Annotated in this window: 19 protein-coding genes and 2 pseudogenes; 9 read left to right on the top strand and 12 right to left on the bottom strand. The window is 69.8% G+C overall.

Annotated features, from left to right (window positions below):
- Window positions 1–373 precede the first annotated feature (373 nt).
- Window positions 374–847: a hypothetical protein gene (locus ACNFOC_RS09835; protein WP_416958698.1), complete on the top strand. Its 474-nt coding sequence runs from the start codon at window positions 374–376 to the stop codon at window positions 845–847.
- A gap of 860 nt (window positions 848–1707) precedes the next feature.
- On the opposite strand, the gene rho is transcribed toward ACNFOC_RS09835, so the two are convergent.
- The 5 genes and pseudogenes from rho to lysA form a co-directional block, all read right to left on the bottom strand.
- Window positions 1708–3771 (bottom strand): transcription termination factor Rho, encoded by a 2064-nt coding sequence (gene rho / locus ACNFOC_RS09830; RefSeq protein ID WP_416958697.1) that lies wholly within the window; start codon window positions 3769–3771, stop codon window positions 1708–1710.
- 429 nt (window positions 3772–4200) lie between these two features.
- Window positions 4201–5130: a homoserine kinase gene (gene thrB, locus ACNFOC_RS09825; RefSeq protein ID WP_365309631.1), complete on the bottom strand. Its 930-nt coding sequence runs from the start codon at window positions 5128–5130 to the stop codon at window positions 4201–4203.
- Between the two features lie 246 nt (window positions 5131–5376).
- Window positions 5377–6435 (bottom strand): threonine synthase, encoded by a 1059-nt coding sequence (gene thrC / locus ACNFOC_RS09820; RefSeq protein WP_416958696.1) that lies wholly within the window; start codon window positions 6433–6435, stop codon window positions 5377–5379.
- Between the two features lie 6 nt (window positions 6436–6441).
- On the bottom strand, window positions 6442–7734 hold the full coding sequence (locus ACNFOC_RS09815) for a homoserine dehydrogenase (RefSeq protein WP_416958695.1): 1293 nt from the start codon (window positions 7732–7734) through the stop codon (window positions 6442–6444).
- A gap of 160 nt (window positions 7735–7894) precedes the next feature.
- A pseudogene (lysA, locus tag ACNFOC_RS09810) lies at window positions 7895–9175 on the bottom strand (diaminopimelate decarboxylase); the annotation flags it as partial.
- Between lysA and ACNFOC_RS09805 the strand changes: the two are divergent.
- Together ACNFOC_RS09805 and ACNFOC_RS09800 are read left to right on the top strand one after the other, a co-directional pair.
- On the top strand, window positions 9101–10009 hold the full coding sequence (locus ACNFOC_RS09805) for a sugar kinase (protein WP_416958694.1): 909 nt from the start codon (window positions 9101–9103) through the stop codon (window positions 10007–10009). The pseudogene lysA and the gene ACNFOC_RS09805 overlap by 75 nt on opposite strands.
- Window positions 10010–10295: 286 nt before the next feature.
- Window positions 10296–10937: a bifunctional 4-hydroxy-2-oxoglutarate aldolase/2-dehydro-3-deoxy-phosphogluconate aldolase gene (locus tag ACNFOC_RS09800; protein WP_416958693.1), complete on the top strand. Its 642-nt coding sequence runs from the start codon at window positions 10296–10298 to the stop codon at window positions 10935–10937.
- A gap of 74 nt (window positions 10938–11011) precedes the next feature.
- Here the strand turns inward: ACNFOC_RS09800 and ACNFOC_RS09795 are convergent, their stop codons facing one another.
- Genes ACNFOC_RS09795 through ACNFOC_RS09785 form a run of 3 tightly spaced genes read right to left on the bottom strand, consistent with a single transcriptional unit; the run spans window position 11012 to window position 13664 of the window.
- Window positions 11012–12301 carry an amidohydrolase family protein gene (locus tag ACNFOC_RS09795; protein ID WP_416958692.1) on the bottom strand — a complete coding sequence of 430 codons (1290 nt, stop codon included), beginning with the start codon at window positions 12299–12301 and terminating at the stop codon, window positions 11012–11014.
- Between the two features lie 12 nt (window positions 12302–12313).
- A complete protein-coding gene (locus ACNFOC_RS09790; RefSeq protein WP_416958691.1) occupies window positions 12314–12445 on the bottom strand; it encodes a hypothetical protein in 132 nt (43 codons plus the stop codon).
- A gap of 34 nt (window positions 12446–12479) precedes the next feature.
- Window positions 12480–13664 carry a trans-sulfuration enzyme family protein gene (locus ACNFOC_RS09785; RefSeq protein ID WP_416958690.1) on the bottom strand — a complete coding sequence of 395 codons (1185 nt, stop codon included), beginning with the start codon at window positions 13662–13664 and terminating at the stop codon, window positions 12480–12482.
- A gap of 173 nt (window positions 13665–13837) precedes the next feature.
- Here ACNFOC_RS09785 and ACNFOC_RS09780 point away from each other — a divergent pair, with 173 nt between their 5' ends.
- Window positions 13838–14293, top strand: a complete 456-nt coding sequence (locus ACNFOC_RS09780) for an Lrp/AsnC family transcriptional regulator (protein ID WP_416958689.1) — start codon at window positions 13838–13840, stop codon at window positions 14291–14293.
- A 9-nt stretch (window positions 14294–14302) separates the two neighbouring features.
- Here the strand turns inward: ACNFOC_RS09780 and ACNFOC_RS09775 are convergent, their stop codons facing one another.
- Together ACNFOC_RS09775 and ACNFOC_RS09770 are read right to left on the bottom strand one after the other, a co-directional pair.
- Window positions 14303–15145 carry a PhzF family protein gene (locus ACNFOC_RS09775; RefSeq protein WP_416958688.1) on the bottom strand — a complete coding sequence of 281 codons (843 nt, stop codon included), beginning with the start codon at window positions 15143–15145 and terminating at the stop codon, window positions 14303–14305.
- Window positions 15146–15258: 113 nt separating this feature from the next.
- Window positions 15259–16701, bottom strand: coding sequence for a carboxylesterase/lipase family protein (locus ACNFOC_RS09770; protein ID WP_416958716.1), 1443 nt, complete (start codon window positions 16699–16701; stop codon window positions 15259–15261).
- A 112-nt stretch (window positions 16702–16813) separates the two neighbouring features.
- On the opposite strand from ACNFOC_RS09770, the gene ACNFOC_RS09765 reads away from it, so the two are divergent.
- Complete coding sequence (locus ACNFOC_RS09765; protein ID WP_416958687.1) at window positions 16814–17806, top strand: Lrp/AsnC ligand binding domain-containing protein; 993 nt, start codon at window positions 16814–16816, stop codon at window positions 17804–17806.
- A gap of 44 nt (window positions 17807–17850) precedes the next feature.
- Here the strand turns inward: ACNFOC_RS09765 and ACNFOC_RS09760 are convergent, their stop codons facing one another.
- Both ACNFOC_RS09760 and ACNFOC_RS09755 read right to left on the bottom strand, forming a co-directional pair.
- On the bottom strand, window positions 17851–19041 hold the full coding sequence (locus tag ACNFOC_RS09760; RefSeq protein ID WP_416958686.1) for an extracellular solute-binding protein: 1191 nt from the start codon (window positions 19039–19041) through the stop codon (window positions 17851–17853).
- Window positions 19042–19260: 219 nt separating this feature from the next.
- Window positions 19261–20700, bottom strand: a complete 1440-nt coding sequence (locus ACNFOC_RS09755; protein ID WP_416958685.1) for a gamma-aminobutyraldehyde dehydrogenase — start codon at window positions 20698–20700, stop codon at window positions 19261–19263.
- Window positions 20701–20865: 165 nt separating this feature from the next.
- Between ACNFOC_RS09755 and ACNFOC_RS09750 the strand changes: the two genes are divergently transcribed.
- From ACNFOC_RS09750 to ACNFOC_RS09735, 4 genes and pseudogenes are all read left to right on the top strand, one after another.
- Window positions 20866–21381 carry an Lrp/AsnC family transcriptional regulator gene (locus ACNFOC_RS09750; RefSeq protein ID WP_329258436.1) on the top strand — a complete coding sequence of 172 codons (516 nt, stop codon included), beginning with the start codon at window positions 20866–20868 and terminating at the stop codon, window positions 21379–21381.
- On the top strand, window positions 21366–22745 hold the full coding sequence (locus ACNFOC_RS09745) for an aspartate aminotransferase family protein (RefSeq protein WP_363096779.1): 1380 nt from the start codon (window positions 21366–21368) through the stop codon (window positions 22743–22745). Before ACNFOC_RS09750 ends, ACNFOC_RS09745 begins: the two co-directional genes overlap by 16 nt.
- 192 nt (window positions 22746–22937) lie before the next feature.
- Window positions 22938–23678: an ABC transporter ATP-binding protein gene (locus tag ACNFOC_RS09740; protein WP_416958684.1), complete on the top strand. Its 741-nt coding sequence runs from the start codon at window positions 22938–22940 to the stop codon at window positions 23676–23678.
- Window positions 23660–24326, top strand: a pseudogene (locus tag ACNFOC_RS09735) (hypothetical protein); the annotation flags it as partial. The gene ACNFOC_RS09740 and the pseudogene ACNFOC_RS09735, both read left to right, overlap by 19 nt.

Genomic DNA, 24326 nt, shown 5'->3' with positions numbered 1-24326 from the left:
GAAGGATCTGAGTGATCGCTGTGGACCATAGATCACGCCTGATCGCTTTCACAAGCCCTTAAAAACGGAATGCGTGAAACCGTTTTCCCTCGACGTCGTTAAGGCCGTCGATTACTCATCATGAATATGAGTACGGGTACTCATGCGGAACGAGGGATGCCGACCGGAGACTACGCGCATGCCACATACCCCCGGCCCCATTAAGGCCTCTTCCCCCGCTTGGCGAGCCCTTGCGGCTGCCGCTTTCACCGCCTTGGTGCTTACCAGTTGCGGAAGTGGCGAAGTGGCTGGAAATGGGTCACAAAGTGAGCCAGGTGGGAGCGCCGGCCCCAAGGCGAGTGCCACACCGCCATCCCCCGAGCAGGCGGCATTCGTGGCGATGCTCGACAAGGTCGCGCAGCCGTGCGCTTCGGTCGGCGGGAGCGCGCCCGCGCCCGGACCGACCGACAAGACACCGACAGGTTCAGACGGCGAGCAGAGCCTCACCCCGGGCGCGACTCCCCCGACCGGGCCGGTTGAGCCCGGCGCGCCCACGGAGCCCGGGGCGGAGTTGAGCGAGCGCGATCGTTGCGCGAGCGTCCAGCACGAACAGCGCATCATCGAGGCACTACAGGCGATCCCGGAGCCCACGCCCGCCAAGGTCCGCAAGACCTTGAACGACCTCGGCTACATCGACGAACGCATCCACGACCTCAAGCAGGACGGCAAGGTCACGCGCTTCTACCTCGACCTGCGCGAGAAGGGCGGCCAACTGTGCGAGAAGGGTCTGGCAGCGGGCGACGAATCGGATGTGACCCCCTATGCAGCCCTCGCCACCGGAGCATTCACGATTAAGGGGCAGAATTAAAGGAAGGCGGCAATATCGGACCTACCGGACGCGCGAACCCATTCAGCAAGTCCAAAAGGTACAGCGAGGGCGAACCGGTCGGTTAATGCCCCGTCACACCTGAAGCCGGATCAAATCCGATGGACCGGGACTCCGAAGCCGTGCGGACATAGGTCCATTTCCGGCCGAGTGCCGGGGATTGAGCAGCAGCGCTTTGCGGTCGAAAGACATGAATTGACCCGCCAAGGGCATGCCCGGATAATGGTGCGCGCATCGCAGAGTGGTCAACGGGATGCTGCTCCGGACCTGGACCGTCTACGAGCGAAGCCGCCGACCACCAGTGGACAGCGAACATCGACCAACGACCGAGCCGTCCGCTGGACCTGGCAGCCTTCTCCGGACCGTCAGAGCGACAGCCCCATGTCCATCCCCTGCTGAACGGCTGCGGATCCAGCGGCGCCGGTCCGGCCGGCCACGCGCCGTCCGGACCGTTCGATGGCGACGGGCCCTGCTCCAGCCCTTTGACCAGCGGGCAATCCGCAGGCGGGAGGGCCGACCGGCGCGGGAGAAGGCCGCCGTGCGGGCGATCGCCGCGGCATTGGGCCTCACCCCCTCCGCGATCAGCCGGGAGATCCGCCACGACAGCGCCGAAGGCGCCAAGGGAGACGACCCCGAAGGCGACGGCCACGGTCGGCCGTCGACACGCGGCTCAGACCCAGCCCCGGGCCCAAGTCCACCGCACCCCGACCGGTTCAACTGCCGACCACGCAAAACGCTCGGCTGGGAAACCCCAGCCGAGCGCTTGCACACACTGCTCGCGGCCTGGACAACCGTCGGTCACAGCCGACAACGACCGCGCAGGCCCGAGCTACCAGTCGTTCTCAGTCGCCGTTGCCGGGAGTGGTCTTCTGGATCTGGAGCAGGAACTCGGCGTTCGACTTCGTCTGCTTCATTTTGTCGAGGAGCAGCTCGATCGCCTGCTGCTGGTCGAGCGCGTGCAGCACCCGGCGCAGCTTCCAGGTGACGGCCAGCTCGTCGCTGCCGAGCAGGATCTCTTCCTTACGGGTACCGGACGCGTCGACGTCCACCGCGGGGAAGATGCGCTTGTCGGCAAGCTTCCGGTCGAGCTTCAGCTCGGCGTTGCCCGTGCCCTTGAACTCCTCGAAGATGACCTCGTCCATGCGCGAGCCGGTGTCGACGAGCGCGGTGGCGAGGATGGTCAGCGAACCGCCGTCCTCGATGTTGCGCGCGGCACCGAAGAAGCGCTTGGGCGGGTACAGCGCCGTGGAGTCGACACCACCGGACAGGATGCGGCCGGAGGCGGGGGCGGCGAGGTTGTACGCACGGCCGAGACGCGTGATCGAGTCCAGCAGTACGACGACGTCGTGGCCCAGCTCCACCAGTCGCTTGGCGCGCTCGATGGCGAGCTCGGCGACCGTGGTGTGGTCCTCGGCGGGACGGTCGAAGGTCGAGGAGATGACCTCGCCCTTCACCGACCGCTGCATGTCCGTGACCTCTTCCGGACGCTCGTCGACCAGGACGACCATCAGGTGGCACTCGGGGTTGTTGTGCGTGATCGCGTTGGCGATCGCCTGCATGATCATGGTCTTGCCGGTCTTCGGCGGGGCCACGATCAGACCGCGCTGGCCCTTGCCGATCGGCGCGACGAGGTCGATGATGCGGGTCGTCAGCACACCCGGGTCGGTCTCCAGCCGGAGCCGGTCCTGCGGGTACAGCGGCGTCAGCTTGTTGAACTCCGGCCGCCCGCGCCCGGATTCGGCACCCATGCCGTTCGCCGAGTCGAGGCGGACCAGCGCGTTGAACTTCTCGCGGCGCTCGCCGTCCTTGGGCTGACGGACCGCGCCGGTGACGTGGTCGCCCTTGCGCAGACCGTTCTTACGGACCTGGGCGAGCGAGACGTACACGTCGTTCGGGCCCGGCAGGTAGCCCGACGTACGGATGAACGCGTAGTTGTCGAGGATGTCGAGGATGCCCGCGACGGGGATCAGGACATCGTCGTCGGCGACCTGCGGCTCGCCCGCTGCGCCACCACCGAACTCGTCACGGCCGCGACGGCCACGACGGTCCCGGTAACGTCCGCGCCGGCCGCGCCGACCTCCGTCGAAGTCGTCGTCGTCCTGCGGGCCGTTGTCGCGCTGCTGCCGGTCCTGACGGTCCTGGCGGCCACCGCTCTGCTGCTGGCGGTCCTGCTGCTGACCACCCTGCTGCCGGTCCTGACGGCCGCCGGCCTGCTGCTGGCCGCCGCCCTGCTGCTCGTCGCCCTTGCGGCGGTCGCCGCGGTCACGGTCCTGGCGGTCCTGACGGCCACCGCGGTCGCGGTCGCGACGGTCACGGCGGCCCTGACGGCCGTCGTCACCCGCGTCGCCCCTGGCCTCGCCCTGCGCGGCGGCGGGCGCCTCGGCCTTCGGCTCGCTCTTCGCCTCGGCGGCGGGTGTCTCGGGGCTGCCGGCCTCGGCGGTGGCACGGCGACGACGGCGCTCAACAGGGGCGTCATCGCTGGCGGGTTGGCCGGGAATCTCGATCTGCTGCTGGGCCACGGCCTTCTCGGCGGCGACCTTCTCGGCCTTCTGCTCGGCCGGGGCGGCCGCCTCGTCGCCCGTACGGGTCTTGGAGGTGGCGCGGCGCTTCGGCTTGGTCTCGGTGGCGGTCTCGGCCTTGGCCGGAGCACCCCCTCCCCCAGAGGGGGTACCCCCAGCCTGCGCGTCCTTGATGACCTCGATCAGCTGGCTCTTGCGCATACGCGCGGTGCCCCTGATGCCGAGGCCGGATGCGACCTGCTGCAGCTCGGCCAGCACCATGCCGTCGAGGCCGGTACCGCGGCGCCGCCGGGAGCCGGCACCGGTGGCAGGCGCGGAGGCGTCCGTGGCGGGCGCGGCAGCGGTCTCCTCGACACGTGCGCCCATCAGATCGGTGGTGTCGCTCACGAAGGGTCCTTCCCTGGAGCGGACGTCGGCCTGTCTGGCTCGGCGACCGGTTGTGCTGTCCGGCTTCGGTTCTTGCTGTGTGAACCGTGCCGGGGCGGTGGTCCGCCTCAACGGCGGAAGAGATTGCTGGTGAAGGCGCTTCCCGAAGCAGTGGCACCGAGTGTCTGTGTCACGTGGCTTGGTCGCACCAATTCCGGAGCTTGCCCGGCTTCCGGAGCGTGCCCGGCGAACCGCTCAGTGTCCGCGTACGAGGTACTGCCCGCGTACGACGTACGAAACACAGTGCGGCTTGGGAGGCTCCCGGAAGAATGTCTGTCCCTGACGGGGACAACAAGCACCTCGCCATGGTGGGGTCGGGTGCAGACTTGAGATTAACACTACCGGATCCAACAAACATTCCCCCTCTCGAAATCCGGCGACGGTACGTAGTCAATTGACGGTGGAGGACGCGAGCGGCAGTACGCACGCGCCCTGTGCGTCGAGATCGAGCCGGTTGGCGGCCCAGCCCTCACCGGCGAGGTGGGACACCTTGTCGGCGTTGTCGGCGTCGACAAGTGCCAGCACGGTCGGTCCGGCGCCGGAAATCACGGCCGGGACTCCGTCCGCCCTCAAGCGGTCCACGAGCGCCGCGCTTTCGGGCATCGCCGGAGCGCGGTATTCCTGGTGCAGGCGGTCCTCGGTGGCGGGCAGCAGCAGCTCGGGGCGCCGGGTGAGGGCCTCGACGAGCAGTGCGGCGCGGCCCGCGTTGGCGGCGGCGTCGACGTGCGGGACGCTGCGCGGGAGCAGGCCGCGCGCGGTCTCGGTGAGCACCGGTTTCCCGGGCACGAAAACCACCGGAACGATGGAATCGGCCGGGTCCATCCTGATCGCCCGCGCGGCTCCGCCGTCCATCCAGGAGAGCGTGAAGCCGCCCAGCAGACAGGCCGCCACGTTGTCGGGGTGGCCCTCGATCTCGGTGGCGAGCTCCAGCAGGGCCGTGTCGTCGAGCCGGGAGTCCCCGCCTATGGTCACGGCGCGCGCGGCGACGATGCCGGCGCAGATGGCGGCGGAGGAGGAGCCCAGGCCGCGGCCGTGCGGAATGCGGTTGGCGCACACGATCTCGAGGCCGCGCGGCTGTCCGCCGAGGAGGTCGAAGGCGGTGCGCAGGGACCGTACGAGGAGGTGGTTCTCGTCGCGCGGGAGGGTCTCGCTGCCCTCGCCTGCGATGTCGATGAGCAGCCCGGAGTCGGCGACACGGACGACGACGTCGTCGTAGAGCCCCAGCGAGAGGCCGAAGGCGTCGAAGCCCGGGCCGAGGTTGGCGCTGGTGGCGGGGACGCGCACCCGGACGGCGGCGGCGCGGAAGGCTGGACCGGCCATCGCTCGATGACTCTCCTTGAGCTGCGTGACTGTCGAAGACATTCGATGAGATTCGATAGGTACGTGAAGACCCTCGGGCCGTGGAGACGGCGCGGTGCCGAGCCATGCGCGCAGGCATATGCGGCGGGCGGGTTCGGTACAGCCTATCGAAGGAAGGTTCTGTGGCGACATAGGGCGCACAGGAGGCGCACGATGCGTGTCGTAAGCCCCCTGTGCACCCCCGTGGCGAATACCCGCCAGGCGGCTTTACGCCAGACCGAGGCGCTCGGCGGCCGTCGGTGCGTCGACCGGGATCGTGACCGGCTGCGGGGCGCCCGCGACGGCCCAGTCGGGGTCCTTGAGGCCGTTTCCGGTGACCGTGCAGACGATGGTCTGGCCCGGGTCGACCTTGCCCTGCTCGGCCGCCTTCAGCAGACCGGCGACGGAAGCGGCGGACGCGGGCTCGACGAAAACGCCCTCCTGAGCGGCCAACAGCCGGTAGGCGCGCAGGATCTCACGGTCCGTCACCTCGTCGATGAACCCGCCGGACTCGTCCCGCGCGTCCAGCGCGAACTGCCAGGACGCGGGGTTGCCGATGCGGATCGCGGTGGCGATCGTCGAGGGGTCCTTGACGATCTCGCCGCGCACGATGGGCGCGGAACCGGACGCCTGGAAGCCCCACATTCGCGGAGTCTTCGCGGCGATCCCGTCCCCGGCGTACTCCTTGTAGCCCTTCCAGTACGCGGTGATGTTGCCCGCGTTGCCCACCGGCAGGACGTGGACGTCGGGCGCGTCGCCGAGCATGTCGACGATCTCGAAGGCGGCCGTCTTCTGGCCCTCGATGCGCACCGGGTTGACCGAATTCACCAGCGCCACAGGGTAGTTGTCGCTCAGCTCGCGCGCGAGGGTGAGGCAGTCGTCGAAGTTCCCGTCGACCTGGAGGATCTTCGCGCCGTGCACGAGGGCCTGGCCCATCTTGCCGAGCGCGATCTTGCCGCGCGGCACGAGGACGGCACAGACCATCCCGGCGCGTACGGCGTAGGCGGCGGCGGAGGCCGACGTGTTGCCGGTGGAGGCGCAGATGACGGCCTGCGCGCCCTCCTCCTTGGCCCGCGTGATGGCCATGGTCATACCGCGGTCCTTGAAGGACCCGGTGGGGTTGGCGCCCTCCACCTTGAGGTGGACCTCGCAGCCGGTGCGCTCGGAGAGCACCTGCGCGGGCACGAGGGGCGTGCCGCCCTCGCGGAGGGAGACGACCGGCGTGCTGTCGGACACCGGGAGCCGGTCCCGGTACTCCTCGATGATTCCGCGCCACTGGTGGGTCATTGCTGGTTACTCTCCTTCAACCCGCATGATGCTGGCGACACCCCGCACGGTGTCGAGCTTGCGCAACGCCTCGACGGTCCCGCCCAGGGCGGCGTCGGACGCGCGGTGCGTGACGACGACGAGGGATGCCTCGCCGTCCTTCCCCTGCTGCCGAACCGTATCGATCGAGACACCGTGCTCGGCGAACACGGTGGCGACCTGTGCGAGAACACCCGGTTTGTCGGCGACGTCGAGGCTGATGTGGTACCGCGTGACGACCTGGCCCATGCCCGACACGGGCAGTCCGGCATACGCCGACTCGCCGGGCCCGGTGGTCCCGTTGAGCCGGTTGCGGCACACGGCGACGAGGTCGCCGAGCACGGCGGAGGCGGTGGGGGCGCCGCCCGCTCCGGGGCCGTAGAACATCAGCTGCCCGGAGGCGTCGGACTCGACGAACACGGCGTTGTAGGCGCCGCGTACGGAGGCGAGCGGGTGGCTGAGCGGGATCATCGCGGGGTGCACGCGCGCGGTGACGGACCCGCCGTCCTCGGCCCGCTCGCAAATGGCGAGCAGCTTGATGGTGCAGCCCATGTTCTTCGCGGAGGCGAAGTCGGAGGCGGTGACCTCGGTCATGCCCTCGCGGTAGACGTCGTCGAGACGCACGCGCGTGTGGAAGGCGATTCCGGCGAGGATGGCGGCCTTGGCGGCGGCGTCGAAGCCCTCGACGTCGGCGGTGGGGTCGGCCTCGGCGTACCCGAGGGCGGTGGCCTCGTCGAGGGCCTCCTGATAACCCGCCCCCGTGGAGTCCATCTTGTCGAGGATGAAGTTGGTGGTGCCGTTGACGATGCCGAGGACCCGGTTGACCTTGTCGCCGGCGAGGGACTCGCGCAGCGGCCGGATCAGCGGAATGGCACCCGCGACGGCGGCCTCGTAGTACAGATCCTTGCCCTGCTGCTCGGCGGCGGCGTGCAGCGCGGCACCGTCCTGGGCGAGCAGCGCCTTGTTGGCGGAGACGACGGAGGCACCGTGCTCGAAGGCGGAGGTGATGAGGGAACGCGCGGGCTCGATCCCCCCGATGACCTCTACTACGACGTCGATGTCGCCGCGTTTCACCAGTGCCGTGGCATCGGTGGTGACGAGGGCGGGGTCGATGCCTTCGCGGACCTTGGAGGGCCGCCGTACGGCGACGCCCGCGAGCTCGACGGGTGCGCCGATGCGGGCGGCGAGGTCGTCGGCGTGCGTCGTCATGATGCGCGCCACCTCTGAGCCGACCACTCCACAGCCCAGCAGCGCCACCTTCAGCGGACGCGTACGCATCATCCGACCTCGTTTCCTCATACCGTCATCGGTTGGACCAGTCTCACTCACCGGACGGGAGTTTCTATCCATAGTCCGGATCGTGAGACATCGATTTCATTTCTGCGGGGGTGGAAGACCGGAGATCTTCCACCCTTTCCTGCTTCCTCTTCTGTGGAAGATCTCAGCCGACGTCGAGACGCAGAAGGTCGTCCTCCGTCTCACGGCGGACGATGACCCGCGACTCCCCATCCTTCACGGCGACGACCGGCGGCCGGAGCACATGGTTGTAATTGCTGGCCATGGAACGGCAGTAAGCACCCGTAGCCGGTACGGCGATCAGGTCACCCGGTGCCAGGTCACCCGGCAGAAAGGCGTCCTTGACCACGATGTCCCCGCTCTCGCAGTGCTTGCCGACGACCCGGGCGAGCATGGGCTCGGCGTCGGAATGGCGGGACACGAGAGCGACGCTGTACTCGGCGTCGTAGAGCGCGGTCCTGATGTTGTCGGACATGCCACCGTCGACCGACACATACGTCCGCAGCCCGTCGAGGGGCTTGATGGTGCCGACCTCGTAGAGCGTGAAGGCGGTCGGCCCGACGATGGCGCGCCCGGGCTCGACGGAGATACGAGGGGTCCGCAGCTTCGCGGAGTCGCACTCGCGGGTGACGATCTCGGTGAGCGCCTTGGCGATCTCGTGCGGCTCGCGGGGATCGTCGTCGCTGGTGTAGGCGATCCCGAGCCCACCACCGAGGTCGATCTCGGGCAGTTCCACCCCATGCTCGTCCCGGATGTCCTTCAGCAGCCCGACAACCCGGTGGGCCGCGACCTCGAACCCGGACATGTCGAAGATCTGCGACCCGATGTGGCTGTGAATCCCGATGAGTTCGAGCCCGTCGAGCTGAAGGGCACGGCGCACGGCTTCGGCGGCCTGCCCACCGGCGAGCGGAATCCCGAACTTCTGGTCCTCGTGGGCGGTGGCGATGAACTCATGGGTGTGCGCCTCCACGCCCACGGTGATCCGGATCTGCACACGCTGCCGCTTGCCGAGGGACTGCGCGATGTGGGCGACCCGCACGATCTCCTGGAAGGAGTCGAGAACGATCCGCCCGACACCGGCGTCGATGGCCCGGTGGATCTCGTCCGTGGACTTGTTGTTGCCGTGGAAGGCGATGCGGTCGGCGGGCATCCCGGCGGAGAGGGCGGTGACGAGCTCACCACCGGAGCACACATCAAGATTGAGCCCCTCCTCGTGCAACCACCGCACGACGGCACGGGACAGGAACGCCTTGCCGGCGTAGAAGACGTCGGCGTCGTGCCCGAACGCGGTACGCCAGGCCCGGGCCCGCTCCCGGAAATCGGCCTCGTCGAGAACGTAGGCCGGAGTGCCGTGCTGCTCGGCGAGCGTCTTCACGTCGATACCGCCGACGGTGACGACACCGTCCGCGTCCCGAGCGACGGTCTCGGTCACCGTGTCGCGTGGCTGAGCCGCCTGGGCGACGATCCGTTCGCGCGCCGCGTCCTGGCCGAACTCACCGCGCGGGGCGTGGACGTGACGGACGTCGAGACCGATCCGTCCCGCCCGACCGGCGTCTACTTCAAGGACCCGGGACCGGACGGCACCCGTACCCACTACTACCGCGGTGGATCGGCCGCCACCCTGATGGGACCGGACCTGACCCGGCTGCCCGCGCTGCACCACGCCCGCGTCGTCCACCTGTCGGGCGTCGCGGCGGCGCTCTCCGACAGCTGCGCCCGGCTGCTGGAGACGATCCTGGTCGACCGCGTCCTCGGCTCGGGGCCCGACGGGCCGGTCGTCTCCTTCGACGTCAACCACCGCCCCGCGCTGTGGCGGGGCGGCACCGCGGACGCCGCGAAGAGCCTGCTGACCCTCGCCCGCGCCGCCGACATCGTGTTCGTCGGACGGGACGAGGCCGAGGCGCTGTGGGGCACCGCCCGCCCGGACGACATAGGGGAGTTGCTCGCTCCGGCGCCGCTGGTCGTGGTCAAGGACGCCGAGCACGGGGCGACCTCGTACGCCGACGGCACCCGGACCTTCGTCCCCGCGCTGCCCACCCGGGTGGTCGAACCGGTCGGTGCGGGCGACGCCTTCGCGGCCGGCTACCTCGCGGCGGTACTGGAGCACCGCGACGAACGGTCCCGGCTGCGCCTCGGGCACTTGGCGGCCTCCGCGGCGCTGCGGACCCGGGACGACGTACCGGCCATGCCGCCGCGCGCAGAGATCGACCGCCGACTCGCGCTGGACGAGGCGGACTGGCGCACGGGTGCGACGGGATGAATCAGCTCATGCGACGGCACTCACGTGTCGCCGGTCGCCGACCCGCCCCGGACGGATGCCGCCCGGTACAGGACGGCACGGTGGTGATTCGACCCGCGGCGACCACCTCCGGCCACGACCAGGCACCGCCCCGTCCCGGGCACCACCGCCCTCTGTGCAGGACGGCTCCGTGATGAACACCTTCCCCCGGAACCTTCCCCCGGAACGACGACACCCCGGCGAACCGGCCGACGTGACCGCACCCGCCATCGTCACCCCCTCCACCGACCGAAGGAGCGCTCCGCCCATGACCACCGACTTCCTCACCCGGCTGTCGAAGGACCGCGTGATCGCCGTGGTCCGCGCCCCGGAGATCCCCGACTCAGTGGCGCTGTGCGAGGCGTTGCGGGCGGGCGGCATCCGCTGGATCGAGTTCACCCGCACCACCCCCTCACTCGCGGCGCAGCTGCGCCGCGCGGTGGCCGACGGGCAGGACGGCGTCGGCGCGGGCACGGTGATGACGGCGGATCAGGCCAAGGAGCTGATCGAGGCGGGGGCCCAGTACCTCGTCACCCCCGGCTGCCGCCCCGGCGTCGCGGAGGTGGCGGCGGCGGCCGGGGTGCCGGTCGTCATGGGCGCCCTGTCCCCGACGGAGGTCGGCATGGCACTCGACCTCGGCGTGGACGCGGTGAAGATCTTCCCCGCGCGTGCCTTCGGCCCCCGGCACTTCCGGGACCTGGCCGGCCCCTTCCCGGACGTACCGCTGGTCGCGTCGGGCGGCGTCAACGCGGACAACGCGGCCAGTTTCCTCACGGCCGGGGCACGCGCGGTGTGCGCCGGTTCGGAGGTCGTACCGCCCGCCGTCGTCGCCGCCGGAGACTGGCCCGAGATCACCCGACGCGCCCGCGCCTTCACCCACTCCCTGCCGGCCGAGCCGTCGCCGGCGTAACAGAACAACCGGCGTGACAGCACAGCCGGAGTAACAGAACAACCCAACAGGCCGACGGGTACGGCCAATTGCTCCTACGCCGCTTCCGGCCGCGGACGCCACGTGCCGTCGAGCGGAACACCGGCCGCCGCCGCGATCCGGTCGCGTGAGGCGAGCAGCCGGGCCCGCAGAGCCGACAGGTCTACGCCCACCAGCGCACCGTCCCGTTTGACCACGCGACCGGCGACGAGCACGGTGTCCACCAGGCCGGGATGGCCGGCGCTGACGACGGTGCCGGCCGGGTCGGTGACCGGGAACACCGTCAGGTCGTCGGTGCGCAGCAGGACGAGGTCGGCGTCCTTGCCGGGCGTGACGCTGCCGGTGCGGGTGTCGAGCCCGCACGACCGGGCGGCGTCGACGGTGGCGAACTCCAGCAGGTCGCGGGAGCGCAGGCCGCCGTCCAGGCCGCGCTGCACGGCGAAGGCCGTACGCATCGTGGAGAACATGTCACCGCCGACCGACGGGACGTCGTCGATGGACAGCGTCGGACGCAGCCCGGCGGCCAACGCCCGGCCGGTGACCGGCGATCCGAACCCCATCTTCAGCTCGACGTCCGGGCTGATCGACAGCGAGGCGCCCGCGTCGGCGAGCATCCGTAGCTCTTCGTCGCTGATCCCGTTGGCGTGCACGAACGTGGTGGTGTCCTGGAGCAGACCGTGCTCGCGCAGGTCGGCCACAGTCCCGCTCGCTTCGATGTGCAGGCTGGTGCGCAGGCCGAGTTCGGCCGCCAGCTTCAGCTCGCGGGCGACGGTGTCCATGCCGGTGTCGTCGGGTCCGCGCAGACCGAACGCCATGGTGACGAGGCCGTCGCCGGGCAGGTCGGCGCGGACGCGGCGGATGTCGGCGTCGACGGAGTCGGGGGTGCCCCAGCCTGCGCCGAGACAGAAGATCGACCGTCCCGGCGCGTCCCGCAGCGCGGCGACGGCGGCGTCCTCGTGCGCGGGGGTCTGCGCGACGTGGTACCAGTCGAGCATCGTGGTCACGCCCGAGTGCAGTGCCTCCAGGCGGCCGAGCAGGGTGCCGGCGTAGACGTCCTCGGGCCGGTAGTGGGGTTTGACCGTGCGGTGCATGGCCAGCGCCCACTCGGGGAACGTCCAGTCCGCACCGACGCCTCGGAACGCGGTCTGCCAGCTGTGACGGTGGTTGTCGACGAACCCGGGCATGACGATGCGGTCGGTCGCGTCGATCACCTCGGCGTCCCGCGCGTCGACACCCTCGGCCACCTCGACGATCACACCGTCCTCGATCAACACGTCACCGCGTTCGAGATCGCCGACAGCCGGGTCCATGCTGACCACGGTGCCGCCGGTGAGCAGGGTCTTCATCGGAGGAACTCCTTACTGGTGGGGGGTGTTGGAGGTCTGGCCGCACGGTCGGGTGAACCAGCGGCGGCCCCGGCCGGTGAGGACGCGGCCGAGCTCCGGCTCGGGGAGATGGGCGCCGACGCCGATGGCCGCGCCGTCGTTCAACTCGCGGAGAAGCCGTACGGGAACGGTCGGTCGCTCAAGTGGTCGCTGCTTCGGTCAGCACCGCGTCGGCCGCGTCGATCGCGTCCGCGACCAGGTCCGCCGTGTCCTCAGTCCCGGCCGCCAGCCGGACCAGCCCCAACGGGACCGATTCCGCGAGCTGTTGGTCGCTGAGCATCCCGCGCCACATGGACGCCGGATGCACGGCCAGCGACTCCACGCCACCGAGGCTGGCCGATCGGCGCGGGTAACGCAGCCGGCCGAGAAAGGCGTCGGCCATCTCGAATCCACCGGCGAACTCGATACCGAGCACCCCGCCGAAACCACTCATCTGGTCCACGGCCACCTTGTGCTGCGGGTGCGTCGCAAGCCCGGGATAGTGCACCTTCGTCACCGCCGGATGCGAGCTCAACGCCTCAGCGAGGGCAAGGCCGTTGGCGTTGTGCCGCGGCACCCGCAGCGGCAGGGTGCGCATGCCGCGCAGCAGCAGCCACGCGTCGATCGGGCCGAGCGTGGCGCCGGTGAGGAGCCCGACGTCCCATATCCGGTCGAGGATCTCGGCCGGCCCGGCGAGCACTCCCGCGGAGACGTCCGAGTGACCGTTCAGATACTTGGTCGCGCTGTGCCAGACCAGATCGATGCCGAAGTCCACCGGCCGCTGGTTCAGCGGGGTGGCGAAGGTGTTGTCCGCCATGGTCAACACATCGTGCGCGCGGGCCAGTTCGGCTACGGCGCGCAGGTCGGTGATCTGAAGCAACGGGTTGCTCGGGGTCTCCACCAGGATCAGCCGGGTCCGCGGGGTCAGCGCCCTCGCGAACGCCTCCGGGTCGGTCTGGTCCACCAGCGTGGTCGTCACACCGAACCGCGGCAGCAGGTTCAGCAGCACCGAAGCCGTACCCCCGTAGGTGGACCGCTGCCCGATGACATGGTCACCGGCGGACACCAGCGCCAGCACGGCCGTGGTGAGCGCGGCCATCCCGGACGCGGTGACCATGGCCGCCTCGGTGTTCTCCAACTCGGCCACCACGGCGGCGACTTGGGCGTGGTTCGGGTTGCCGAACCGGGTGTAGAAGTCCTTGCCCCGCGACTCCACGGCACCCTGCGCGAACGTCTCCGCGTCCTCGGCCGAGAACGCCGCCGTCTGGTAGATGGGCGGGGCCACGGCACGGCTGGGATGGACCGCGCGATCGGCGTGAACGGTGATGGTGCTCTTGCCCGGCATGGCTGCCCTTCCGTGGACCTGGACCGTCTGTCTGACTCCATGAGGTGTGACTCCATGAAGCGTGACCGACCGGCAGCCCGATGTGACCGGATCTCGGCAATTTTGGCAGCAAATTGCGCGCAAGGCAGGCGCAGAATTGTGATAGCCGAGCCCTGGGCGCAATAATCTTCCCCATGGATGACGTGGACCGGTCGATCCTGGCCGTACTCGAAACGCACGGCCGTATCAGCAACAACGAGCTCGCTGCCCGGGTCGGGCTCTCCCCGTCCCCCTGTCTGCGGCGCGTGCGCCAGCTGGAGGAGTCCGGGATTATCCGCGGCTACCGCGCGATGATCGACCCCGCCGCGATCGGCCGCAGCCTGCGGGTCTTCGCGGGCGTACGGCTGATGCGGCACACCCGCGCGGACGTGGTCGCCTTCGAACGCGGGGTCGTCCAACTGCCCGAGGTGGTCGCCTGCCACCACATCACCGGCAACTTCGACTACCTCCTCCAGGTCGAGGTGGCCGACCTCCCCGCCTACGAGGACTTCCACGCCAACCAGTTGGCCACCCTGCCCGCCGTGGCCACGGTGACCAGCTATGTCACGATGAAGACCCTCACCGCCGACACCCACGCCGACTCCGCATGACGGAGGCGGTCAGACGGTGATCGTGCCCCGGATGCAGACGACGGCGGCACCGCTGACCCACACGGCGCCGTCCGCATCGGCGGTGATCTCGATGCTCGCCGCACGTCCCAGTCGCGTGCCCTGGGAGACCCGGTAGGAGGAGGGCGCGGCGCCGGTGGAGGTGAGCCACTGACCGACGCCGGCGTTCATGCTGCCGCACGCCGGGTCCTCGGGCACACCGGCGCCGGGGGCGAAGGTACGCATCTCGAAGCGGTGCGGGGACCCGTCCGGATAGGCCCCGATCGCGCCGACCATCGCCTCCGGGATGCGGGAGAGATCGGGTTCGAGGGCGAGAACCTCCTCGGCCGTGGGCAGCTGCACCACGGCCCACCCGGGGCCGTTGTCGACCCACTGATGCGCCACGACCCGGTCGCGCGAGATCCCGAACGCGCCCACGATCCGCAGCAGTTGATCCTCATCGAGCGCACCCTCACGCACCCGGGGCGGAGCGGCGAACGCCAGCGTGCCCTCCCCGCGCCGCACGGCGACCAGTCCTACGGCGCACTCCTGCACGACGCGTTCGGCGTCCCGCGGCGTGCCGCCACCGTCCAGCCAGGCACGCGCCGAGCCGAGCGTGGGGTGCCCGGCGAACGGCAGCTCCCCCTGCGGAGTGAAGATCCGCACCCGGTAGTCCGCCTCCGGGACGGTGGGCGGCAACAGGAACGTCGTCTCGGACAGGTTCGTCCAACGCGCCAGCCGCTGCATCTCCTCGTCGCCGAGGCCGGTCCCGTCCAGGACGACCGCGACCGGATTGCCGGAATAGGGGATCGTGGAGAACACGTCGACCTGCACGAACGGGCGGGTACGCGGCATGGTCATCAAGTCCCTCTCGAGCGGCTGCGGCGGAAGCAGATCCATCCCTACGGGAGCCCGCACGGCGAGGACAGGTCCAGTCACAACAAAGTGGACTGAGCCAGGCTCCTGCCTCAGCCGAAGTGCCGGATGCGTGCGGCCGTCCCGGGCGTGTACGGCAACCAGTCACGCACCGACCCACTCGCGACGAACCCGGCGACCGCGCTCGCGAAGGTGCGCCCCAGCTCCCGTACGGCATCGGTGGCCCGACCCAGCATCGGACTGTCCGGATAGGCGTCGAACGTGCCGAAAAGGAAGGGCAGTTCACCGCAGTGGGTGGCACCCAGGCCGTACGGGTCCTCAGCCGGCCGGTAGTCGAACTCGTACACGTAGGTCGCGTTGCCACCCGCGGCGTGATGGTCGGCGATCCGCGACGAGCCCTCCCGGAACAGCCCGTCGGTCTGCATGGCGGTGAACACCCGCGCGGCGGTGGGCTCTTCGAACCGGGCGGCGTACCGCTGGTAGAACTCGTGGGCCTGTCCGCCCAGTTGGCCGGTCAGCAGGTCCAACGCGCCATCAGGGGTGAGGTTCTGAATGCGCGGGTCGAAGGCGGTGAAGGCGGTCGCCTCGTCCCGGGCGGTACCGATCAGCAGCGGCTTGCCCTCCAGCCCGCCGCCCGCGAGCCCCTGGTGCAGATCGCGGGGAAAGCCGGGTCCGCCGAGCACCGGGTACATGGGCGGAGCGGCGTTGCCCGGACGCGCGAGCTGCCCCGCGAGCCGGCCGTAGGCGGACAGCAACTGCTCAACGGGCAGCGCGCGCAGAGCAGTTGCCGCATCCGCTCCTCCGCCCGGCACGCCGAGCAGCCGTAGATACGCTTCTGCGTTCTCGGCCGCGTGCTGCGGGTCCTGCGGCGCCAGCCCGAACGGGCCGCTCTCCAGCAGCACCCGGTTCACGAGTCCCGAGGTCCGCGGATCGAGCGCCAGCGCCAGTGCCGAATACGCTCCGGCCGACTGCCCGCCGACCGTCACCTCGCGCGGATCACCGCCGAAGGAGGCGATGTTGTCCCGCACCCAGGCCAGCAGGGCGGCCTGGTCCTGGGCACCGAGGTTGGCGGCGCCGATCTCCGGCAGATACAGGTAACCCAGGGGCCCCACCCGGTAGTTGGCAGTGACCACCACGATGTCGCCGAGCGCGGCCAGCCGCCCGCCGTCGTACCAGTCCCAGCCGCCGGAGCCACTGGTGAAGCCGCCCCCGTGCCACCACACCAGGACCGGCCGGGCCGCACCGCCCTCGAACGCCCCTGCCGGAGCATGGACGTTGACGGTCAGACTGCCGTCCTCGTCCCAGTCCGGCACGCGGGCCCCCATCACCCGTTCCAGCCGGGAGGCCCCCTGCGGAACAGCCGGCCCGGCCTGCGTCGCCTCCCGCACCCCGGTCCACCCCGAATGCGGCCGGGGCGGCGCGAACCGCAACTCCCCGACAGGCGAAGCGGCATAGGGAATCCCCCGGAAGGAGACCACCTCACCCCGCGCGACACCCCTGACCCGACCGCGATCCGTCTCCGCGACACCCACCATCGCACTCACCCTCTCTCCATCGGCTGCTCCGAACCGTTTCTAGCGGTGAGCATCGATCCGAGCCAGAATGAGGAAGCAGAAGCGTGAAAGAAGGACAGAGGACCGGGTCGACATGTCGAAAGCAAGCCAGCCCTTGAGCGAGACGGACAGTCGGATCGCCGCCGCGATGCTGGCCTCCCCGCGGGCCTCGTGGCGCACGGTCGGCCACGTCCTGGGCATCTCGGAGCGCACGGTGGTACGTCGCGCGGGACCGCTGTTCCACGACAGGACGCTGCGCGCCACCGCCGTACGCAACCCGGTGTGGTTCCCCGACCTGATCCCGCTGGCCCTGCGCATCCGCTGCCGGCCGAACCAGATCAGCGCCATCGCCGCCACCCTGGCCCGCCGCCCCGACACCATCTGGGTGGACATCCTCGGCGGCGGCGACGAGATCTGCACGATCCTGTTCCTGGACGGCCCGGACGCCCGCGACTCCCTGCTCCTGCGCGACCTTCCTGCCACCCCCGCGGTCCAGTCGTGGACCTCGCACATCCTCCTACGGGTCTTCCCGGCAGCCTTCGACTGGAGCGGCGGACTGCTGACGGAGGCCGAACTGACCAGCCTCAGGCCTGAGTTGCCCGCCCCGGCCACCACCGCGGCGGCGGCCCGCCCGTCCCTCCAACCCCTCGACCACGCCCTGATCACGACCCTGGTCGAGGACGGCCGAGCCTCCTACGCCGACCTCGCCCGCCGCGCCGACACCACCGCGCTCACCGCCCGCCGCCGGCTGGAGACGCTGGTCGGCAACCAGGTGGTCAGACTCGCGACCGAGGTCGATCTCGCCCGCCTGGGCATCCGCACCGAGGCACTGCTGTGGATCACGGTCGCCCCCGGCGGCCTGGAGGAGACGGGCCGCGAACTCAGCCGCCACCCCCAGGTCCGCTTCGCCTCGGCCACCACCGGCGCGGCCAACCTCCTCGTGGCCGTCGCCGCCGCCGACCTCAACGCGCTCTACCACTTCCTGAGCGACACGATCGGCGCGCTCCCCCACGTCACCACGCTGGAGGTCACCCCCATCCTGAGCGGGGTCAAGAGAACAGGCCTGGTCCGCCCGGGCAGCCTGTGAACCGACCGCACACTGATGGCAAAAGGCCCCTCCTACACACCCCCCTACAACCCCACGATCTTGTTCCACTCCTTCGCGAACTCCACCCGCTCCGTCGACGTGATGTCCCGCGCGATGGCGAGGTGCTTGCGCATCGTGGCGTCCGGGAAGATCAGCGGGTTCTCGGCCAGCTCCGCGGTGTCCTTGTCCTTGGAGGACGCGAGGACGTCCTGCGCCGCCGGGACGGGGCAGACGTAGTTGACCCAGGCGGCGAGTTCCGCGGCGACCTCGGGGTCGTAGTAGTAGTCGATCAGCTTTTCGGCGTTCGTCTTGTGGCGGGCCAGGTCGGGGATCATCAGGGAGTCCGCCCAGAGTTCGGCGCCCTCCTCGGGGACGACGAAGCGGATGTCCGGGTTGTCGGCCTGGAGCTGGATCACGTCACCGGAGTAGGCCTGACAGGCGAGGACGTCGCCGCTGACCAGGTCCTTGGTGTAGTCGTTGCCGGTGAAGCGGCGGATCTGGTTCCGGCTGATCTGGGTCTGTACCTGGTCGCACACCTTGTAGAAGTCGGCGGCGGTCCACTTGGTGATGTCGACGCCGTTGCCCTGCATCAGCAGCGCGAACGCCTCGTCCAGACCGGAGAGCAGCGTGACCCGGCCCTTCAGGTCGCTCGCCCACAGCTCGGAGACATGGCGGATCTCGCGGCCGAGCTTGCGGCGGTTGTACGCGATGCCGGTGATGCCCGACTGCCACGGCACCGAGTACCGGCGGCCCGGGTCGAAGGCGGGCGAACTGAGCTGCGGGTCAAGGTACTTCGCCACGTTGGGCTGCGCGGCCCGGTCCATCCGCTGGACCCAGCCGAGCCGGACGAACCGCGCGCACATCCAGTCGCTCATGACGATCAGGTCGCGGCCGGTCTGCTGGTGGTTCATGAGCGCCGGGCTGATCTTGCCGAAGAACTCGTCGTTGTCGTTGATCTCCTCGATGTAGTCGACGGAGATCCCGGTCTTCTTCTCGAACGCGTCCAGCGTGGGCCGCTTCGTCTCGTCGTCGTCATCGGTGTCGATGTACAACGGCCAGTTCGCCCACGTCAGACTCCTGTCCTTGGCGGACAGATCGGCACCGGCACGGTCCCCGGCCTTCACATACGCGGCGGGCACACCGCACCCGGCGAGCGCGCCGAGCGCGGCGGTACCGCCGAGCGCGCGCAGCAAGGAGCGACGGGAGGGCGAGTACGACTTCGGAGTCTTGGGCACCCGCGCAGCATGACCCGCCGACCCGTGCCCGATCAATGGACGCTGCGTCGAGCGGCTTCGTACGGACCCGACACCTTGTCGATCGGTTGCCTGTGAAGTAACCGCCCGTTCACACGAAATGAGCGCGGTACCCCAGGAATCAGCGCGGCCCCGGACGGTCAACTCCCGTCCGGGGCCGCGCAGTTGTTCCTCCAGAGCAGCTAACAGAACAGCTAACGCCTACGCGTCCAAGGACGTCATCACGTGCTTGATCCGCGTGTAGTCCTCGAAGCCGTAGCCCGACAGATCCTTGCCGTAGCCCGACTTCTTGAAGCCGCCGTGCGGCATCTCCGCGACCAGCGGGATGTGGGTGTTGATCCACACGCAGCCGAAGTCCAGCGACTTCGACAGCCGCATCGCGCGCCCGTGGTCCTTGGTCCACACCGAGGACGCGAGCGCGTAGTCGACGCCGTTGGCCCACTCGATGGCCTGGGCCTCGTCCGTGAAGGACTGGACGGTGATGACCGGCCCGAAGACCTCGTTCTGGATGATCTCGTCGTCCTGCTTCAGACCCGAGACGACGGTCGGGGCGTAGAAGTAGCCGACCTCACCGACCCGGTGACCGCCGGACTCCACCTTCGCGTGCGCGGGCAGCCGCTCGATGAAGCCGGTCACCTGCTTGAGCTGGTTGGCGTTGTTGAGGGGGCCGTAGAGCACGTCCTCGTCGTCCGGCTGTCCGGTCTTCGTCTCGGCGGCCGCCTTCGCGAGCGCCGCCACGAACTCGTCGTGGATGCCCTCCTGGACCAGCACGCGCGTCGCCGCCGTACAGTCCTGCCCCGCGTTGAAGAATCCCGCGACCGAGATGTCCTCGACGGCCTTGGCGATGTCGGTGTCCTCGAAGACCACGACGGGGGCCTTGCCGCCCAGCTCCAGGTGGACCCGCTTGAGGTCCTTGGACGCGGACTCGGCAACGGACATGCCGGCGCGCACCGAACCGGTGATGGAGGCCATCGCCGGCGTGTGGTGCTCGACCATCGCGCGGCCGGTATCGCGGTCGCCGCACACGACGTTGAAGACGCCCTTGGGCACGATCGAGCCGATGATCTCCGCGATCAGGACGGTGGAGGCGGGGGTGGTGTCCGAGGGCTTCAGGACGACCGTGTTACCCGCGGCCAGCGCAGGGGCGAACTTCCAAACCGCCATCATCATCGGGTAGTTCCACGGCGCGACCTGCGCGCAGACGCCGATCGGCTCGCGCCGGATGATGGAGGTCATGCCCTCCATGTACTCGCCGGCCGAGCGACCCTCGAGCATCCGGGCGGCGCCCGCGAAGAAGCGGATCTGGTCGACCATCGGCGGGATCTCTTCGGAGCGGGTGAGCCCGATCGGCTTGCCGGTGTTCTCCACCTCGGCCGCGATCAGCTCCTCCGCGCGCTCCTCGAACGCGCTGGCGATGTCCAGCAGGAACTTCTGCCGCTTGGCCGGGGTCTCGTCCCGCCAGGCCGGGAAGGCAGCGGCGGCGGCCGCCATCGCGGCGTCCACGTCCGCCGCTCCGGACAGCGGCGCGGTCGCGTACGCCTCCCCTGTCGCCGGGTTGACCACCTCGGTGGTCCGTCCGTCGGCGGCGTCCCGGAACTCACCGTCGATGTAGTTGCGCAGACGACGCAGTTCGGTGCTCACTGCCGGCCCTCCAAGGTCAGGTGTCCAATCACTGAGACACCCACCCTAATCGCCCAGCCCACGTTTTCAACACCCCTGATCGCGCCAAGGCTACGAAATCCGCAAGTCTCGACCACGTAAACAACGAATTTCATCGAAGCGGCCTTGCGGAACGGTCGAGACCTCGTGCACAGTGAAGCCGTGGCCAGTCGCAGCGCAGAACCTAGGGACTCCCGCGAGTCCAGGAACGGGACTCCTCACCTGGATTCCGTCTCCCTCGCCATCATCGAGCAGCTCCAGGAGGACGGCCGCCGGCCGTACGCCGCCATCGGCAAGGCCGTGGGCCTGTCCGAGGCGGCCGTGCGCCAGCGCGTCCAGAAGCTGCTCGACCAGGGCGTCATGCAGATCGTCGCCGTCACGGACCCGCTCACCGTGGGCTTCCGCAGACAGGCGATGGTCGGTGTCAACGTCGAGGGCGACGCCGAGAACGTGGCGGACGCGCTGACGGCCATGCAGGAAGTGGAGTACGTGGTGATGACCGCGGGCTCGTACGACCTCCTCGCCGAGATCGTCTGCGAGGACGACGACCACCTGCTGGACGTCATCAACAAACGCATCCGGGCTCTCCCCGGCGTGCGCTCCACCGAGAGCTTCGTTTATCTGAAGCTCAAGAAGCAGACCTACATGTGGGGAACCCGATAACCGTGAGCAAGGACCTCAGCCGCACCGCGTACGACCACCTGTGGATGCACTTCACCCGCATGTCCTCGTACGAGAACGCGCCCGTTCCCACGATCGTCCGTGGCGAGGGCACCTACATCTACGACGACAAGGGCAAGCGCTACCTCGACGGTCTCGCGGGTCTGTTCGTGGTCCAGGCCGGTCACGGCCGCGCCGAGCTGGCCGAGACCGCCGCCAAGCAGGCGCAGGAGCTGGCGTTCTTCCCCATCTGGTCGTACGCCCACCCGAAGGCCGTAGAACTCGCGGAGCGTCTCGCCCACTACGCGCCGGGCGACCTGAACAAGGTCTTCTTCACCACCGGCGGCGGCGAGGCCGTGGAGACCGCCTGGAAGCTCGCCAAGCAGTACTTCAAGCTTCAGGGCAAGCACACCAAGTACAAGGTCATCTCCCGCGCGGTCGCCTACCACGGCACCCCGCAGGGCGCCCTGTCCATCACCGGACTCCCGGCGCTGAAGGCCCCGTTCGAGCCGCTGGTCCCGGGCGCGCACAAGGTTCCGAACACCAACATCTACCGCGCCCCGCTGTTCGGCGACGACCCGGAGGCCTACGGCCGCTGGGCCGCCGACCAGATCGAGCAGGAGATCCTCTTCGAGGGCCCGGAGACCGTCGCCGCGGTCTTCCTGGAGCCGGTGCAGAACGCCGGCGGCTGCTTCCCGCCGCCGCCCGGCTACTTCCAGCGGGTGCGCGAGATCTGCGACCAGTACGACGTGCTCCTGGTCTCCGACGAGGTCATCTGCGCCTTCGGCCGCCTGGGCACGATGTTCGGCTGCGACAAGTTCGGCTACGTCCCGGACATGATCACCTGCGCCAAGGGCATGACCTCGGGCTACTCCCCGATCGGCGCCTGCATCATCTCCGACCGCCTGGCCGAGCCGTTCTACAAGGGCGACAACACCTTCCTGCACGGCTACACCTTCGGCGGCCACCCGGTCTCCGCCGCGGTCGGCCTCGCCAACCTCGACATCTTCGAGCGCGAGGGCCTCAACCAGCACGTCCTCGACAACGAGGCCAACTTCCTCCAGACCCTCCAGAAGCTGCACGACCTCCCGATCGTCGGCGACGTCCGCGGCAACGGCTTCTTCTACGGCATCGAGCTGGTCAAGGACAAGGCCACCAAGGAGACCTTCACGGACGAGGAGTCGGAGCGCGTGCTCTACGGCTTCGTCTCCAAGAAGCTCTTCGAGTACGGCCTCTACTGCCGCGCCGACGACCGCGGTGACCCGGTCATCCAGCTGTCGCCGCCGCTGATCTCCGACCAGTCGACCTTCGACGAGATCGAGGGCATCGTCCGCCAGGTCCTCACGGAGGCCTGGACGAAGCTCTAGCCTTCGGCGATTCAGCGGTTTATACGGCCCGGGGTGCACCCATGCGAGTGAGAAGGGCGCACCCCGGGCCGTGTGCTGTCCGGGGTCGCGCCCCCATCGTCCTTAGCGTGCCTGGTAACCGATCGGCCCCGTCCTCGTTCCCCCGCAAGGGGGACGCGGTACGGAAAACGGATCAGAACGAGGTGTACGCGCATGGTGGCCCCGCCGGACAACGACGTGCTCTGGGCACGTGCCCTGCACTTCCAGCACAACGACGGCACGCCCGCGATCACCGGCGTCTCGCTCGGTGTCCGGGAGGGCGAGATCCTCGCCGTCATGGGCCCGCGCGGCAGCGGCAAGACGACCCTGCTGCGCTGCCTCTCCGGTCTGGAGCGACCCGGCCGCGGCGAGGTCTGGTTCAACAGCGTGCCCGTGCACACCATGGGCCCGCTCACCCGGGAACGGCTGCGCCGCGACCGCTTCGGCTGGATCGACCCGGCGCCCGTCCTCGTCCCGGAGCTGAACGTCTGGGAGAACGCGGCCCTCCCCCTGATGCTGCGCGGCACCAGCCGCCGGCGCGCCAAGACCGCCGCCCTGGAGTGGCTGGACCGCCTCGACATCGGCGACCACGCCCGCAAACGCCCGCACGAACTGCGCCAGGCCGAACGCCAGCGCGTGTCGATCGCCCGCGCGCTGGCCCCGGCGCCGACAGTCCTGTTCGCCGACGAGCCGACGGCCCCGCTGTACCGCGCGGACCGCGCCCAGGTCCTGCGTACGCTCACGACGGCCGCCCGCTCGCACGGCATCACGGTCGTCCTCGCGACCCACGAGGCGGAGACCGCGGCCCTGGCGGACCGCACGGTGTCGCTGCTCGACGGACGCCGTGTGAACACGGTTCACCTTCCCCCGGTCACCGAGACGGAAGGCCGGGCCGCGTGCTCGCTCTCCGTCTGACCCGCGGCTCGCACCCCGCCGTCCAACTGCGCCGCCTGCTGGTCGCGGTGGCCTCGGCGGGCACGGGCTTCCTCCTCCTCTGCACCCTCGGCTACGCGATGGGCCACCCCGACTCCCCCGCCGCCGCGGCCCTCCGCCTCGCCTGGTGCGCGACCCCGATGGCCGCCACCGTGTACTTCGCGGTCGCCGTCGCCCGCACCGACCCGGCGACGAAACCCCGCCCCGGCCTCTCCGCGATCGGCCTCGGCCCGGGCCGCCTGATGGCGATCTCGGCGACCACGACGGCGCTGGCCTGCACCCTCGGCTCCATGCTGGCCCTGCTCTTCTTCCTCCACCTCCGCGGCGACCTCACGGGCATGCCCTTCGACGGAGCGGCGGCGGAGTTCCTCGCCTCGGAGCAACCCCTCCCCCTCCCGGCCGCGCTGACCCTCCTCGCCCTCGTCCCGGTGATCGCCTCCCTCGCGGTGGCCCTCGTCCTACGCCCCCGGGACCTCCGCCCCGCCTCCGGGAAGGGCCCGGCACGGTCGTACGGCCGCTTCGGCGCCTACGGCCGCTCGGGCGCGCGGGAGACCTTCGGGACGTACGGCCGCTTCGGCGCGCGCCTGCGCGGCGGTGGCCGTGGATCCACGGAGGACGCAACCACTGAAG

It is taken from the genome of Streptomyces colwelliae (assembly GCF_048158785.1).
Lineage (GTDB): Bacteria > Actinomycetota > Actinomycetes > Streptomycetales > Streptomycetaceae > Streptomyces.
Note: the sequence above shows the minus strand (reverse complement) of the source record. Positions and strands in the feature narration are given on the sequence as shown.

Coding starts and splice junctions, on each gene's coding strand:
- thrC (WP_416958696.1), bottom strand. CDS start 6,435: ATGACCCACCAGTGGCGCGGAATCATCGAGGAGTACCGGGACCGGCTC.
- ACNFOC_RS09800 (WP_416958693.1), top strand. CDS start 10,296: ATGACCACCGACTTCCTCACCCGGCTGTCGAAGGACCGCGTGATCGCC.
- ACNFOC_RS09775 (WP_416958688.1), bottom strand. CDS start 15,145: ATGCCGCGTACCCGCCCGTTCGTGCAGGTCGACGTGTTCTCCACGATC.
- ACNFOC_RS09740 (WP_416958684.1), top strand. CDS start 22,938: ATGGTGGCCCCGCCGGACAACGACGTGCTCTGGGCACGTGCCCTGCAC.
- ACNFOC_RS09780 (WP_416958689.1), top strand. CDS start 13,838: ATGGATGACGTGGACCGGTCGATCCTGGCCGTACTCGAAACGCACGGC.
- ACNFOC_RS09815 (WP_416958695.1), bottom strand. CDS start 7,734: ATGATGCGTACGCGTCCGCTGAAGGTGGCGCTGCTGGGCTGTGGAGTG.
- ACNFOC_RS09765 (WP_416958687.1), top strand. CDS start 16,814: ATGTCGAAAGCAAGCCAGCCCTTGAGCGAGACGGACAGTCGGATCGCC.
- thrB (WP_365309631.1), bottom strand. CDS start 5,130: ATGGCCGGTCCAGCCTTCCGCGCCGCCGCCGTCCGGGTGCGCGTCCCC.
- ACNFOC_RS09770 (WP_416958716.1), bottom strand. CDS start 16,701: ATGGTGGGTGTCGCGGAGACGGATCGCGGTCGGGTCAGGGGTGTCGCG.
- ACNFOC_RS09795 (WP_416958692.1), bottom strand. CDS start 12,301: ATGAAGACCCTGCTCACCGGCGGCACCGTGGTCAGCATGGACCCGGCT.
- ACNFOC_RS09785 (WP_416958690.1), bottom strand. CDS start 13,664: ATGCCGGGCAAGAGCACCATCACCGTTCACGCCGATCGCGCGGTCCAT.